The organism is Nocardia abscessus NBRC 100374 (genome assembly GCF_000308455.1).
GTDB lineage: Bacteria > Actinomycetota > Actinomycetes > Mycobacteriales > Mycobacteriaceae > Nocardia > Nocardia abscessus.
On sequence record NZ_BAFP01000260.1, the window covers coordinates 17,610 to 31,986 of the forward strand.

Consider the following 14,377-nt stretch of genomic DNA (forward strand, 5'->3'; position numbering starts at 1 on the left):
AGTACGTTCGACTCGAGGTAGGGTGCCGGAGCATGCCGCAACCCGAGCCCATCCCCTTCGCCCGGACCCAGATCAACGACGTGCGCAGACAACTGCTGGATGCCGCCGCGTTCGGAAAGCACTTGCGGCCGGAACAACTCGAGAACATGGCAGGCAAGCTGGCCGAAGGCCTACGGGCCTACGCGGAAGCCATGGCCCCCGCCCAACCACCCGCCGACGGCCGCGCCTGTCTCGACTACCGCAACCGCGCTCACTGAGGGTGATCCTCGGGCCGCGCCCATGCGGTCCGACGAAGCGGAAGAGTTCGTCCGCGCGCCGGAATTGCGCGGTCGTCAGCGGTGGTGGCTCGATCCGACGGTGTGCATACCGCTGAATGGGGTGGTGAAACCGTCGTAGCGCAGACGCAGCATCATCCCCTGGTGCGCGTGTGGCAGGTTGTGGCAGTGGTTCATCCAGATGCCGGGATTCGAGGCGCGAAACGCGACCTCCCATACCTGGCCCGGGCGAACGTCGAAGGTGTCGACCCACAGTGGGCTGCCCGACGACGGCGTGCCGTCTCTGGACAGGATCAGCACCGGATGGCCGTGCAGATGCCAGGGATGCGTCTCGCGGCTCCGGTTGACCACGGTGAATCGGACGATGTCGCCTTCGGCGACGAGCTGATCGGGGATCGAGGGGTGGCCACGGCCGTTGACGGTGTGCGCGTACGCCGGTGCACCGTCGACCATGGCCGCCCCACGGTCGAGAACCAGGGTGAAGTGCCGGTCGACGGCAGCGGTGCGCAACGCGACGGGAACCGGAGTTCCGTACCTCAGCAGGTCGAGTTCGGGCCATCCGGCGATGTCCTGGGTGGACGGCTCGCCGTCCGGAGCGCCGGCCCGGGGCCGCAACCACACTGTGGCGGCACGATCGTCCACCGCCAGTGCCACGGACGTGGTGGGCATGACGAACACGAGGTCGTGGCGCCCGCCTGCGGGCAGCCGCAGTGCGGTCCGGCTGACCTCCCCCGGCTGCTCCAGGTCGCGGCCGTCGACGGCCACCACCCGGAACGAGGCGCCCGCCAGCGCGAACATGTGCGGATCGGAGTCGGTGTTGATCAGCCGCAGCCGTACCGAGGTGCCCGGCGGTGCGATTCGTTCGGCACCGCCCGCGATGGTGGCGGTGCCGTCGAACGTGTGCACGAGCAGAGTCAGATCCAGTTGTTCGGTGTCTTCCGCGCGAGGTTTCACGACGAGGGCACCGAAAAGCCCCCGGCGTACGCCGATGTGCGACGCGTGATGGGTGTGGTACCAGTAGGTTCCCACTTGGTCGGCGCGGAACCGGTAGACGAATTCGCCGCCGGGTGCCACGGCGTCCTGGGTGAGGCCCGCGGCACCGTCCTCCCTGCACGGCACGTCGTAGCCGTGCCAGTGCAGGGTCACTCCGTCGCTTAAATCGTGGTTGATCAGCTTGACCTCGATGAGGTCCCCTTGGGTGGCCGTGATCTGCGGGCCCGGCACCGTGCCGTCGAAGGTCCAAGCGTCGATGTCGCGTCCGGACTCCGAGCGCACGGTGGCTTTCCGGGCGACCAATACGTGTTCGCGCCGGACACCGCCCGGTGCCGGTGTCTCGGCGCCCCGCAGGTCGGTCACCGGTACGGCCGCGTGCGACGCCGGACCGGGACCGCCTCCGTCGGTCACCGACGCGGCGGGCCGCACCGACAGGCCGACGCCGGTACCGGCCGCACCGACCACGACCACAGCACCGGCGACGCCGAGAAAGCGGCGGCGCGAAACGTCGGGCCGGTCATCGATATCCGGTTCGTCGACACCGTCCACGCTCGGTGACCCGAGCACTCGCACAGTCAGCATGACGCCCGCCGCCACCAGGGCGATCGTGATCAGCACGATGCCGAAGCTGAGGGGATATCCGATGAGGAAGCTCACCGCGAAACCCGCCAACGCGGCATAAGCCGCGGTGAGCAGCGCGACGACGCCCACCGCATCGAGGGTTCGCGGCCGCCCGGTGGCCCTGGCCTGCGCGAGCAGCCGGGGCCCAGCGATCACCGTGGCGGCCGACGCGGCCACCACGAGCGACGGCAGCCCGAAGAGCACCTTCTCTTGGACGAACCACCACCCCCGACCGGCCAGCGCGGTGACCGACACCGCCCTCACCGACGTCACCAGCAGTGCCACGACCAGGAGAGCCAGCGCGAGCCCGGCGCGCCGCAGCGACATGGTGACGCCTGCCGCGAACCACGCGACGACACTCAGCAGCGCGAGGGCATGGTCCACGATGATCCAGGTGGCTGTCGTCATGACGCCGTTCGCACGGGTTCGGCCGATTGCCGCGCTATCTTCCGCGACTGCCGCACGATCATCCCGATCACGCCGATGATGACCAGCCCGTTGATCGCGTGCACGCCGAAGACCAGATTCCCGCCGCTCGCACCGTCACCGATCGATCTGGCGACTTCCCGGATCACCGACTGACCGATCACCAACCCGGTGACCAGACCGGCCAGCCCGACGAGCCGTCGCGGCATCCGGGCGATGGCGGCGGCGATCGTGAGCACGAGCGCGAAGACGAGGATCACGTATCCGAGCGTGCGATGCGGCTGGAAGGATTCCTCGACGGGCGCGGTGTCGTACGCACCGCTGGCGGCCAGATAGAACTGGGCGATGACGGCGAGCAGCAGCAGGGCCGCCAGGCCGGTGAAGGCTCTTTTCATGCCGTCGATCGTCGTGGCGGCCGAGCACGTTCGGCTTCCGGCGACGGGAGTCGCCGTCTACGCGAATACGCGTAGGAACATCGCGATCGGCTGCGCCGGTCGTCGTAGCCGATCGCGCACACGAGGCGCAGTGCGAGCACAAGCGGATGCCGTACTCTCACGGCATGGTTCTGCGGGCGGTGTCGCGACAGCTGTCTGCCCGGTCCTCGCCTCGGCCCGTCTGGGTCTCGGATATCGCGCTGGCGCTGTTCGTCACCGTGATCCAGGTTCTGAGCGCCGCGATCCCGGTGCCGCTCGAGCCGGTCTCGACGCCGGTCTCGGGCGTCGGATACGCCCTGCTGTTCGTCAGTGGCGTGGCCGTCGCCGCGCGCCGCCGGTGGCCGGTCCCGGTGTTCGTGGTCACGGCGCTGGCCAGCCTGATCTATTTCGGTTTCGACTTCCCGGACCGGCTTTCGTATCTGGCGCTGTTCGTCGCCCTGTACACCCTCGCCGCCTACGGCGACGGGCGCCGCTCGCTGATGATCGCCGGTGGGGGCATCACGGTGCTCGCCGTCGGCTGGCTGATCGCCGCGGCGGATGTCGAGCCGATCGTGGCCATCGGATGGGTGTTCTTCCGGATCGGCGCGTCCGTGATCAGCACGACGCTGGGCGAGTCCGTCCGATCCCGCCGGGTCATCGCCGCCGATGCGCAAGAACGGGCAGAGCTGGCGGAGCGGTCCCGCGACGAAGAAGCCAGGGCGCGAGTCGACGCCGAACGGCTGCGGATCGCCCGCGAAGTCCACGACACCGTCGCCCACGCCATCGCCATCATCAATGTGCAGGCCGGTGTCACCGCGCACGTGCTCGACAAGCGACCGGAACAGGCCCGCGAAGCATTGCGCACCATCGAACAGACCAGTTCGCGGGCCCTGCACGAGATGCGTGCCATTCTCGGTGTACTGCGCGATGGCGACGAGCGCGAACCCTATCCCGGTCTGGGTCAGATCGATGAACTCGTCGGCAAGGCCCGCGATGCCGGGCTCGACATCGCTTTCGAGCAGACCGCCCCGGTGACACCGCTACCGAGCGCGGTGGGCAGCGCGGCGTACCGCATCGTGCAGGAATCGATCACCAACGTGATCCGCCACGTCGGCCCCACGCGGGTGACGGTGGCGCTCGAACCCGGCATCGACGCCTTGCGGATACGGGTGATCGATGCGGGCCGCCGCGACACCGCGCACGTTCCGCCCCGCACCGGCAGCTCAACCACGACCGGCCGCGGCATCGTCGGAATGCGGGAACGCTGCCAGCTGCTCGGCGGTGAACTCGACGCGACGTCGCGTCCCGACGGCGGGTTCGAGGTCACCGCCCGGCTACCCCTCGCCCCGGTCGGATCGCGCCTGTGAACGCCACACCACCGATCAAGGTGCTGCTCGCCGACGACGAACGTCTGGTCCGTTCCGGCTTCAAGGTTCTGCTCGACCTGGAAGACGACATCACGGTGGTCGGTGAGGCCACCAACGGCGCGGAAGCCGTCGAACTCGCCCGCGCAGGCCGCCCCGACGTCGTCCTCATGGACATCCGCATGCCACGGCTGGACGGAATCCGCGCCACCGCCCAGATCGCCGAGGCCAACGGGTTGGAACGGGTCAAGGTGCTGATCCTCACGACCTACGACACCGACGAGAACGTCTTCGATGCCCTGCAGGCGGGCGCGAGCGGGTTCTTGCTCAAGGACGCGGGCCCCGCCGAACTGTTGCATGCCATCCGGGTGGTCGCCGCCGGTGACGCGCTGCTCGCACCTCGGGTCACCCGCCGCCTCATCAGCCAGTTCACCGCGCAGCGCAGGGCCGCCAAGTCCGCCGAGGACCGGCTCGCGGTGCTGACCGACCGTGAGCGCGAAGTGCTGGCACTGGTGGGTCAGGGCATGAGCAATGACGAGATCGGCGCCGCGTTGTTTCTCAGCCCCGCCACGGCACGTACCCATGTCAGCCGCGCGATGGTGAAACTGGGTGCGCGCGATCGAGCGCAGCTGGTCGTGATCGCCTACCAGACCGGACTGAGTGATTTCACCCCGTAGCTGTCGGCAGTTCGTTCGACCCTGACGGCGCCGACGTCATTGCAGCTGTGCATATTTCGGTACGCCCGGTGTCCGCTCGCCCACCGACCGCTACGACGACCGACGCAGCTGACCGCGATCTTCGTACGCGAATTCGCGTAGACAGCGCCTCCTGTCGCCGGAAGCGGAGCGTGCCCGGCGGACGCGACCATCGTCGGCATGATCATCGATCCCGAACTCGAAGCATTCGTCCCGTTGTTCCCCCCGGCCGACCTGAGCGACCCGGTCACCGCCCGCGACAACCTCGCCGCGCTGGCCGCCGCGGTCGCCGTACCGGACACCGCGGACCTGGAGATCGAAAATCGCACGGTGCCAGGTGATTCCGATGTGCCGATCCGGATCTATCGGCCGCACCGGGCGCAGGGGGCTATTTTGTGGCTGCACGGCGGCGGATTCGTCATGGGTGATCTGGACACCGAACATCCGTGGGGCGCGCTGCTCGCCAACGGCTCCGGCGCCACAGTGATCTCGGTGGGCTACCGGTTGGCCCCCGAGCACCCGTTCCCCGCCGCGCATGACGACATCTACACGGTGCTGACCTGGACGGCCGAGCACGCGGCCGAGCTGGGCATCGACCCGGCGCGGATCGCGATCGGAGGCCACAGCGCCGGCGCGGGACTCGCGGCCGCGGTGACATTGCGGGCACGGGACCAGCAGGGGCCGCCGATCCGCTTCCAACTTCTCAACCAACCGGTCCTCGACGACCGGCAGCAGTCGTGGTCAGCGCGGAATTTCACCGACACACCCTTCGTGACTCGCGCCAAAGTCGCCCAGATGTGGGGGCATTACCTGGCTTCCACGCCCGCCACGCCGTACGCCGCACCGGCGCGGGCCACCGACCTGTCCGGCCTGCCACCTGCCTACATCGCCACCGCGGAGTTCTGTCCGAACCGCGACGAAGACATCGACTACGCACTGCGCCTGCTGCGGGCGGGCGTGCCGGTCGAGCTGCACCAGTGGCCCGGCACGTTCCACGGATCGCAGGCGATCCTGTCCGCCCAGGTGTCCCAGCGCCAGACCGCCGAACTCGCCGCGGTCCTGCGCCGCGCCCTGGCCGGGGATACCACCACCGGCTCGGAAACCGCTTAGCCGCAACGCATTCGCCGAAGACGGGAGAACGATGACCACCATCAACGTTGCCGAGGCGAGGGAGCGGTCCGCACCGCCCTCAGCAGATGACTCGGCGGAACCGAGCGTTGCAGGATTGCTGCGCCCCCATCTGGGCGGCTTCGCCGCCGTTGTCGTCCTGCAGATCATCGGCGCTGTCGCCGGTCTGGCACCGTTGCTCGCAGTTGTCGAACTGGGTCGGACTCTGTTGTCACCCGGGCCGATCGATCACGGTCATGTCTGGATGGTCGTGATCGCGGGTGCGGTCGGCTTGTTCGTCCGGCTGCTGTTCACGGCCGCGTCGTCCGGAATCGGGCACCTGCTCGACAGCCAGGTGCAGCTGTCGTTTCGTCGGCAACTGGCCGCGCGGCTGGGGCGTGTGCCGATCGGGTGGTTCGCCCGGCGCGGCTCCGGCGAGCTGGCGAAGATCGTGGGTAAAGACGTGAGCGCCGTGCATCCGCTCATCGCCCACACTCCCGGCGATCTCGTCGCCGCGTTCGTGGTGCCGCTGGTGTCGCTGGTCTACCTGTTCACGATCGACTGGCGGCTCACGCTGATCACGCTCGTTCCGGTGGTGCTGGCAGTGGCGCTGGTGCCCCTGATGATGACCCCGACCCGGCTGCGCGAGCAGAAGGAGTTCGACGCGGGGATGAGCCGGATCGCGAGTGCGGCCGTCGAGTTCGTGCAGGGCATCTCGGTGGTCAAGGCGTTCGGCTCCGGCGAGCGCGCCCACCGGAGATTCCGCACGGCCGCAGACGATTTCGCGGATTCGTTTCTGCGCATGGTGCACGGTCTCGCCGGGATCGCGGCGGGGATGCAGGTGGTGCTGTCGCCGCCGTTCGTGCTGCTGGTCGTCCTGATCGGTGGCACGGTTCTGATCACCGACGGTTCGCTCCCCCCGGCCGACCTGCTGCCGTTCCTGCTGCTGGGACTCGGCCTGACCGCTCCGATCGCGGCACTCGGCCACGGATTCGACGATCTCCAGGCCGCCCGCCGGGCCGTCGAGCGCGTCCGCGACGTGCTCGCCGTGCCCTCGCTGCCGGAGCCCACGCGCCCGGTCGCGCCACAGGGGCACCGGGTGGAACTGCGTGACGTGCGATTCGGGTACGACGCCGGTCGGGAAGTACTGCGCGGGATCGACCTGGTGCTCGAACCGGGCACGGTCACCGCGATCGTCGGCCCCTCGGGAAGCGGCAAATCCACGCTGGTGCAGCTGCTGCCACGGTTCTTCGACCCGACCCACGGTTCGGTGACCCTGGGCGGAGTCGATCTACGCGAACTCGCCGGGCGTGAGCACTACCGGATGGTCTCGTTCGTCTTCCAGGACGTCCGCCTGCTGCGCGCGTCGGTCGCGGACAACATCGCCCTGGCGGTACCCCATGCCGACCGCGACGCCGTGGTGCGCGCCGCCCGGCTGGCGAACATCCACGATCGGATCCTCGAGCTGCCCGACGGCTACGACACGGTGCTCGGTGCGGGCGTTCAACTGTCCGGCGGTGAATCGCAACGAATCTCACTCGCGCGCGCACTGCTGGCCGACACTCCCGTTCTCGTGCTCGACGAGGCGACCGCTTTCGCCGACCCGCACACCGAACAGGCGGTGCGCCGGGCACTGGCGACGCTGGCGGGCGATCGGACGATCCTGGTCATCGCCCATCGCCTGGAGACGATCGCCGACGCCGACACCGTCGCGCTGCTGGAGAACGGGTCGATCGTCGAACGCGGCAAGCCCGCCGAATTGCTGGCGCGCAACGGCAAGTTCGCCGAATTCTGGCAATCCCACCGAGTCGCGTTCACCGAGGGGACCGAAACCCTGGGTGGCGTGCTGCGACGTGAGCTCGGGCCATGGAGGCGGATCGTCACCGCGCACGGTCCCGCGAACGTCGCCGATCGAACACTGCAAGGAGACGAACCCCGATGATTCGAATGCTATTGCGCGTGCTCGGAGACGAATACGCCAAGCCCGTGCGCCGCACTGTGGCCCTGATGACGGCAACCGCGATAGCCGAAGGTTTGTCCTACGCACTGCTGGTTCCGGTGCTGCGGGCACTGTTCGGAAGCACGCCCACGGACGCCCGGCCCTGGCTGATCGCGTTCGGGGCGGCGGTCGCCGGCTACGCGGCGCTGCGCTATCGCAGCGATCTGTCCGGTTTCCGCGTCGGGACCACGCTGTTGCGCGGTGTCTATCATCGTTTCGGCGATCGCCTGGCTCGACTGCCCCTCGGTTGGTTCACCGCCGGTCGCGTCGGGGAGGTGTCGGTCCTCGCCAGCGAGGGTGTGCTGCAAGCGATGAGCGTGATCGCGCATCTCCTGGCGCCTCTGATCTCCGCCGTGGCGACTCCGCTGACGATCCTGCTCGTGATGCTCGCCTTCGACTGGAAGATGGGATTGGCCGCGCTGGCCGCCGTACCGGTCGTGGCGGCGATCCAGACCTGGTCAGGACGTTCGATGGCCGCCGCCGACGCGGAGCGCACCGAACGCACCAAGGAGGCCACGGGAAGAGTCATCGAATACCTCCAGGCCCAGCCCGTACTGCGCGCCGGCGGCCGAACCGCCGAACGCTTCCGGCTGCTCGACGACGCGCTGTCGGGACTCGAGCGCGCGGGTCGCCGCTCCATGCTGTCGGCGCTGCCCGGCATAGTCGGCCTGACGCTCACCGTGCAGGCCGTGTTCACCGCGTTGCTCGCGTTGGGCGCCTACCTCGCGCTCGGCGGGAACATCGGTGTAGCAGAGGTTTTGGCGATCCTGGTGCTGGCTGCGCGATGCGCTGATCCGCTGCTGTCGCTGTCGGAAATCGGTGGCCAAATGCGCGGCGCGCGGGTGGGACTGGCCGGACTCGACGCGGTGTTGCGCACCGAGCCACTGCCGGAAGCTCTCGAGCCGATCCAGCCGGTAGGCCACGATCTGGAGTTCGAGTCCGTCACCTTCCGGCATGGCGGCCGCACGGTGATCGACAACGTGTCGCTGTACGTACCGGAGGGCCAGCGCCTCGCCGTTGTCGGGCCGTCGGGGGCCGGTAAGAGCACTTTGCTGCAATTGCTCGCTCGGTTCTATGACGTGGACGAGGGTGCGGTGCGCGTGGGCGGTGTGGACGTCCGCGCGATCGGCACCGAGGCGCTGATGGCGCAGTACGCCATCGTCTTCCAGGACGTCTACCTCTTCGACGGCACCATCGAGGAGAACGTACGCCTCGGCCGTCCCGGCGCCACCGACGCCGAAGTACGAGCCGCAGCGACCGCGGCGCGGTTGGACGACGTCATCGAGCGACTGCCCGACGGATGGGCAACAAATGTCGGCGAAGGCGGCGCACTCCTGTCCGGTGGCGAGCGTCAGCGTGTCTCGATCGCCCGAGCGCTGCTGAAGGACGCGCCCATCGTGCTGCTGGACGAGGTGACCTCCGCACTGGACCCGACAAACGAGGCAGCCGTCCACGAGGGCATCGAGCGCCTGATGGCGGGACGGACGGTGGTGATGGTGGCGCACCGGCTTCGGACCGTCCAACGCGCCGACCGGATCGTCTTCCTGGACGGCGGCCGGGTCGTGGAGCAGGGCAGTCACGAGGAGCTGTTGCGCCATGGCGGGCATTACGCCGACTTTTGGAAAGTGTCCCGGGTACCGGTAGCGAGTGAATGAGTTATCGCCCCATGACCGAACGTCCCCACGTCGTCGGAGCCCGCGCACCGGATCTTTCGCCAAAATTCTGTGGGCAGTAGCCGAACCGATCCTTCCCCGCTACCGAAAGCAGGGGACGGACAGCCGGATCGCGGCAGCGGTCCCGATGCCACCGGCCATCGTCATCGGCCCCGGTCGCTCGCGGGGCCTCGGCGGGCCGAGCATCCGTGGGTGTTCGTGGCGATCGAGCTGGCCGATGCCGGCCCCGGCCCTGAGCGCAGTCGTCTCATGCACATATGCGTCAGAGAAGTCCGGCAACGTAGCTACCGGCGAACGCTGCCGCCGTGAGGTTTCACTCATCGTAGTCGGAGGGCCAGACGATCATCGCGACGACCACAGCGAGAGGCAGGCCGATCACGAATACGAGCCCGATCTGAGCCACACTCACCGGCGCACCCCGCCGAAAGCGGGCCAGCGGCCGAATGACGCTCGCGGCGCGGCGCATTCGACATCGGCGACCGCCATCACCCGATCGAGAGTCACCGCGTCCAGGTGCGCCGACGACGGGAGCAACACCACGTCGGCCCCGGAGGACTCGACCTGTTCGGCCAGACCCAGCACCGAACCCGCGTCGGCCCAGCGCAGCGCATACCCTAACCGCCGCGCCAAGCGGCGCACCTGGGCTGAGTCCCATTCCGGTGTCGGTGACAACGGGTCTATCCAACCGAGCGCGTCCATTCCCCTTATGCCTTCCGTCCCCTGTCGTTGGCAAGCTCCCGCCGCTGAGGAACAACGTCTGCCCAGCGGCGGGGCTGAAATCGAAGCTATGCGGACACCCCGCCCGCGCAGACAATTTCGCCGTCCACAGGCGTCTACAGCCCCGTTAGGCTGGAGTCGTGGAACCTGGGGTGCTGTTGCGCGCCGCCCGGGAGGCGGCGGGGATATCGCTGCGCGGGATGGCCGAGCGGACCTTCTACAGCAAGACCTATCTGGGGCTGATCGAGACCGGTCAACGTCCCGTGCCTGCGGGAGTGACAGCCGCCTATGAGCGGGTGCTGGGGACGACGGACTTGGGAAGGTTAACCGCCGCAGCGAGATCACCCGCTAGCGCAGACCCCGGCATCCTGTCCGACGTGGCCGTGATGCTTTCGGCTATCCGCCGGATCGAGGACACGGCGGGAGCGCTGGCGGTACTCCCGGCGGTGCGCGGCATGTCCGCCATGGTCGAAACCTTCTCCCGTGAGACGCGCGCGGCACGAACCGATGCGGCGGCGCTCGCGTCCGAGGTCACGCAGTACCGAGGTTGGCTGGAGCACGCCGCCGGGGCCGACACCGCCGCCCGACGCAGCTTGGCCACGGCGGTAGCCCTGGCGACAAAGTCCCGTGACCCGGACCGGCTCGTACACAGCCTCGGATTCTCCGGTTACGTCACCTGGAGCGCGACAGGCGATTACGACGAGGTCGTCGCCTTGTCGGACGCCGCACTGGGCGTGCGCGGCGCGCATCCCGTGCTCGTTGCCTATGCGCGGATGCGGCGGGCCGAGCTACTGGCCGCCCGGGGAGAGACGGGCGAGGCGCAACGCGCCCTGGCCGCCGCCGACGCGGCGACGGAAGCGGCGGACGGTGTCGACCCGCCCGAGGCGATGTACTGGTGGACTCCCGGGTTCGGGGCCGTGCAACGCGGCGGTGTTCTGGCGCTGCTCGGGCGCCGGTCCGAGGCCGTGCTCGAGGCGACACAAGGGCTGGAGACCATGCCGCCCGAACACCGGCGGACGGAGTGGCTGGCATCGGCACTGCGCCGGGTCGATCCGGACCTGACCGGCGACGCCTGACCTGCTAGCGCAGCGGTGATTTCCGGCGATTGAACGGTTGGCCGAGCACGTCCCGGGCGCCGGACAGCTCAAATCTTGACGTTGGCCCACTTCGCGAATCGGGCCAGGTCGTCGGTTCCACGACGGGCGTGGGCGAGCACGCGCACGGTCTCGTGGACTTGGGGATGGTTGCGCGTCAGCCCCGGCGCGAGCCGGCGCGCCTGGTCGAGACTGGTGAGGGCACGCTGTTTGTCCCCGTGGAGCAACCACGCGCGAGACACGTCGATCCAGTGATGCCCTGCGCGGGAGGGCGATACCGATGCCGGTAACCGAATCTGCTCAGCGCGTGCGACGGCGGTCGCGCCATCGGACAACTCGACCGGCACCGCGACGGAGTGGATTGCGACGTTCGGCAGATGGAACCCGGTCCCGTACTCCTGATACCGGGCGGAGCTGATCACCTGTCCGATCCGACGTGCTTCCCTCAGATGCGCGTCGGCGGTGTCGGCGTCGAGCGCGCGGGCCGACAGTACCGCCCCCCGCAGGTGCAACGCGCCCCGTACCGCGAGGACTTCTGGTGTTGTGGGCAGCTTCTCGCTGGCGGCGTGCGCACGTTCAACGACCCGCAGCCCACCGGCGTACGCGCCGGAGTACAGCAGAATGAGCGCGCGATGGTATTCCGCCGCGATCGGCCACGCCGGGTCACCACTGCGTTCAGCGGCCCACACGCAGCGCTCTGCGGCCAACCCGGCGAGATCGAGGTAGCCGTACCGATAGGCGATCGACGACGCACTGTTATAGGCGTAGGCGAGCGTCGAATAGATAGTCTCCAGCCGATGCCCGGGAGGTTCGTCGCTCGCGAGCACGTGCAAACCGTGGATCACATCCGGCAGTTCGGCGGTGTGGTCGCCGTACCGGCCCCGGCGCCTGCTCTCCTGAACCCGATGCAGTGCCGCGGTCAGCTCTTCCAAGGTGGTCGGCGAGCTCAGCGGTTCGTCGTTGAACGCCAGAATCTTTCGGCGCAGCTCGCGGATGGTGGCGTGAGCCCCGGCATCGGCGCGCGCCGGGGTGTAAGGCTGCCCGGTCAGGTCCTCGATGTTCACACCGAGGGCACCGGCCACGGCCGCGATGAACGCGGGAGAGGCGGGACGGGCGCCTCGCTCGACCTTGCGCAGCAGCGACACCGACACGTTCGCCTTCTGCGCGAGCTGTAGCTGTGTAAGCCGAGCGAGTTTGCGCGCCCTGGCGGTGCGTTCCCCGATCCCGCCGTCGTCCATGCCTCCACGGTGACACACGATGTGCCGCTTCGCATTGGTTCACCCCGGACAAAGTAGTTGCAGGCCCCGGCCTCGGGTTGACTCCCGAATCCCCGACGCCGGGTGCCAGCCAACCACCACAACGCGCCGAAGGGTCTCCGAATGACCGTAGAGCTCGCAACCGTTCTGATCGTCATCGCCGCTGTCGGCGGACTGCTCATCCTTGTGTTCTGGGTTCTTCCCTGGCTACTCGAACTGGGCGACGATCCGGACGCGTCGGTACCGGCGCGTGAGATCTTCGCGCGGTTGGAGGACGAGCAGCGATGACGACCCGGCGTTCATGGGTCCAGGATTACTGCGAGGACAGCAATCGGCCCGCCGACGAGCAGCACGCGCAGGGCCTGTTGAAGCTCCACGCGACCTGCACCCCGGCGTGTCCGCGCAGGCTTTCTGCAGAGCGGTACCTCCAAGAGCGCGATGCGGAGGGCGAAGCTAAGGAAGGGCGAGAGGGTCACTAGCCGGTTACGTAACGTGACAACAACCGGCGTACCGGGGCCGACTGACCGGCCACTTGCTGAAGATGAGCACCCGCCGACGGCGGCCATGGGATACCAATGGTGGGTGACCTGCGTCTGGTAGCGGTGTTTTGGTGGCGTTAGGGCCCGCTATCGAGTGATCTACCCTCTCGCGCACTAGGCCGCCGATCAGCGACTCCGGCCGGGTACCTGCATCCCATCATAAAGTCATGATCATCTAATGCGGGTAGCCACTACTCGCGCCAAGAGCGCATCTACAAGTGATTCTAGAAAATGTCAGTTTCATGCTAGCAACCCCAGACGGGGCTGCTGACTCAGTTGACAAGAAGAATCACTGCAAGAACGGAGAATTAAATGAACAACAACAGCTGCTCAATCAAGCTCCTCCCGGAGGAGGTTTGGCCCGTCGCCGCAGAACGAGCTAGCGAGATCAACCCGGCCAACGCGCCGGCCTTACAGATGCTCGAACTTGCGGTCCCTGATGCGGTCATGGACCCGGGTCATCTTGCCGCCCTGACCGGTAAGTACTGGGGCAGCAATGGGGTACGGCTAACTGTACAGTTCCTCGATAATCCTGCCGCCGACCTGCGGTCTCGAATCCTCTCGCACATGAATAGCTGGGGGACCTGGGCAAATGTGAACTTTCGGGAGACAGCGGTCGACGGACAAGTGCGTATCGCTCGCGCCGAGGGCCGAGAAGGCGGATTCTGGTCATTTCTCGGGACTGATATCCTTCAGATCGAAGCAGGGAAGCCAACGATGAACCTCGAGGGCTTCACGATGAGTTTCCCGGATTCCGAGTTCTTCCGCGTTGTGCGGCACGAGACGGGGCACACGCTGGGGTTTCCGCACGAGCATAAGCGCTCGCAGATTGTAAATCGCATCGACAGAGACAAAGCTATCCAATTCTTTGCCACGCGCTTTGGTTGGTCAGAGCAAATGGTGATCTCACAAGTGTTGACCCCGCTGGAGAACTCGGCGCTCATCGCAACTGAGCAGGCAGATCCACATTCCATCATGTGCTACTGGCTACCGGCATCCATTATGCGAGATGGTATTGCCGTCGAAGGCGGCACCGACATCAATGATCAGGACGCAGAATTCGCTTCATCAATCTATCCCAAACCGCCGGCATGGTACGTCTCGGAAAGTGGAACAGGGAAGTGGAAGGAAATCAACGTCTCCAGGTTCCGCATCGAAGACCTAGCCTTCGGCGACTTCACCGGCAACGGCAAAACAGACGTCTT

Annotated in this window: 13 protein-coding genes; 9 read left to right on the forward strand and 4 right to left on the reverse strand. The window is 67.6% G+C overall.

Annotated features, from left to right (window positions below):
* Positions 1 to 32 precede the first annotated feature (32 nt).
* On the forward strand, positions 33 to 257 hold the full coding sequence (locus ON19_RS32340; protein WP_043701502.1) for a DUF6374 family protein: 225 nt from the start codon (positions 33 to 35) through the stop codon (positions 255 to 257).
* Positions 258 to 332: 75 nt separating this feature from the next.
* Here the strand turns inward: ON19_RS32340 and ON19_RS32345 are convergent, their stop codons facing one another.
* Both ON19_RS32345 and ON19_RS32350 read right to left on the reverse strand, forming a co-directional pair.
* Positions 333 to 2,297 (reverse strand): multicopper oxidase family protein, encoded by a 1,965-nt coding sequence (locus ON19_RS32345; RefSeq protein ID WP_043701504.1) that lies wholly within the window; start codon positions 2,295 to 2,297, stop codon positions 333 to 335.
* Positions 2,294 to 2,710, reverse strand: a complete 417-nt coding sequence (locus tag ON19_RS32350; protein WP_043701506.1) for a DUF6220 domain-containing protein — start codon at positions 2,708 to 2,710, stop codon at positions 2,294 to 2,296. The genes ON19_RS32345 and ON19_RS32350 overlap by 4 nt, the downstream gene beginning before the upstream one ends.
* 164 nt (positions 2,711 to 2,874) lie before the next feature.
* On the opposite strand from ON19_RS32350, the gene ON19_RS32355 reads away from it, so the two are divergent.
* From ON19_RS32355 to ON19_RS32375, 5 genes are all read left to right on the forward strand, one after another.
* Positions 2,875 to 4,095 carry a sensor histidine kinase gene (locus tag ON19_RS32355; RefSeq protein WP_051169529.1) on the forward strand — a complete coding sequence of 407 codons (1,221 nt, stop codon included), beginning with the start codon at positions 2,875 to 2,877 and terminating at the stop codon, positions 4,093 to 4,095.
* The gene (locus ON19_RS32360) at positions 4,092 to 4,769 is read left to right on the forward strand and encodes a response regulator transcription factor (protein WP_043701508.1); all 678 of its coding nucleotides are present in this window, start codon (positions 4,092 to 4,094) and stop codon (positions 4,767 to 4,769) included. Before ON19_RS32355 ends, ON19_RS32360 begins: the two co-directional genes overlap by 4 nt.
* Positions 4,770 to 4,967: 198 nt before the next feature.
* Positions 4,968 to 5,897 (forward strand): alpha/beta hydrolase, encoded by a 930-nt coding sequence (locus ON19_RS32365; protein ID WP_043701510.1) that lies wholly within the window; start codon positions 4,968 to 4,970, stop codon positions 5,895 to 5,897.
* A 31-nt stretch (positions 5,898 to 5,928) separates the two neighbouring features.
* On the forward strand, positions 5,929 to 7,836 hold the full coding sequence (locus tag ON19_RS32370; RefSeq protein WP_083899792.1) for an ABC transporter ATP-binding protein: 1,908 nt from the start codon (positions 5,929 to 5,931) through the stop codon (positions 7,834 to 7,836).
* The gene (locus tag ON19_RS32375) at positions 7,833 to 9,548 is read left to right on the forward strand and encodes an ABC transporter ATP-binding protein (RefSeq protein ID WP_043701512.1); all 1,716 of its coding nucleotides are present in this window, start codon (positions 7,833 to 7,835) and stop codon (positions 9,546 to 9,548) included. The genes ON19_RS32370 and ON19_RS32375 overlap by 4 nt, the downstream gene beginning before the upstream one ends.
* Positions 9,549 to 9,971: 423 nt before the next feature.
* Here the strand turns inward: ON19_RS32375 and ON19_RS32380 are convergent, their stop codons facing one another.
* On the reverse strand, positions 9,972 to 10,196 hold the full coding sequence (locus tag ON19_RS32380) for a hypothetical protein (protein ID WP_372478619.1): 225 nt from the start codon (positions 10,194 to 10,196) through the stop codon (positions 9,972 to 9,974).
* Between the two features lie 227 nt (positions 10,197 to 10,423).
* On the opposite strand from ON19_RS32380, the gene ON19_RS32385 reads away from it, so the two are divergent.
* A complete protein-coding gene (locus tag ON19_RS32385; protein WP_043701518.1) occupies positions 10,424 to 11,359 on the forward strand; it encodes a helix-turn-helix domain-containing protein in 936 nt (311 codons plus the stop codon).
* Between the two features lie 68 nt (positions 11,360 to 11,427).
* Here the strand turns inward: ON19_RS32385 and ON19_RS32390 are convergent, their stop codons facing one another.
* On the reverse strand, positions 11,428 to 12,615 hold the full coding sequence (locus ON19_RS32390; protein ID WP_043701520.1) for a helix-turn-helix domain-containing protein: 1,188 nt from the start codon (positions 12,613 to 12,615) through the stop codon (positions 11,428 to 11,430).
* Positions 12,616 to 12,756: 141 nt separating this feature from the next.
* Between ON19_RS32390 and ON19_RS42425 the strand changes: the two genes are divergently transcribed.
* Together ON19_RS42425 and ON19_RS42430 are read left to right on the forward strand one after the other, a co-directional pair.
* A complete protein-coding gene (locus tag ON19_RS42425; protein WP_157229944.1) occupies positions 12,757 to 12,921 on the forward strand; it encodes a hypothetical protein in 165 nt (54 codons plus the stop codon).
* Positions 12,922 to 13,484: 563 nt separating this feature from the next.
* Positions 13,485 to 14,377: M12 family metallopeptidase (locus ON19_RS42430; RefSeq protein ID WP_157229945.1), on the forward strand; the 893-nt coding region annotated here is incomplete at its 3' end.

Bases quoted from the DNA above. Each gene is read 5' to 3' on its own strand.
- ON19_RS32390 (WP_043701520.1), bottom strand. From the start codon at position 12,615: ATGGACGACGGCGGGATCGGGGAACGCACCGCCAGGGCGCGCAAACTC.
- ON19_RS42425 (WP_157229944.1), top strand. From the start codon at position 12,757: ATGACCGTAGAGCTCGCAACCGTTCTGATCGTCATCGCCGCTGTCGGC.
- ON19_RS32350 (WP_043701506.1), bottom strand. From the start codon at position 2,710: ATGAAAAGAGCCTTCACCGGCCTGGCGGCCCTGCTGCTGCTCGCCGTC.
- ON19_RS32375 (WP_043701512.1), top strand. From the start codon at position 7,833: ATGATTCGAATGCTATTGCGCGTGCTCGGAGACGAATACGCCAAGCCC.
- ON19_RS32370 (WP_083899792.1), top strand. From the start codon at position 5,929: ATGACCACCATCAACGTTGCCGAGGCGAGGGAGCGGTCCGCACCGCCC.
- ON19_RS32355 (WP_051169529.1), top strand. From the start codon at position 2,875: ATGGTTCTGCGGGCGGTGTCGCGACAGCTGTCTGCCCGGTCCTCGCCT.
- ON19_RS32345 (WP_043701504.1), bottom strand. From the start codon at position 2,297: ATGACGACAGCCACCTGGATCATCGTGGACCATGCCCTCGCGCTGCTG.
- ON19_RS32340 (WP_043701502.1), top strand. From the start codon at position 33: ATGCCGCAACCCGAGCCCATCCCCTTCGCCCGGACCCAGATCAACGAC.
- ON19_RS32365 (WP_043701510.1), top strand. From the start codon at position 4,968: ATGATCATCGATCCCGAACTCGAAGCATTCGTCCCGTTGTTCCCCCCG.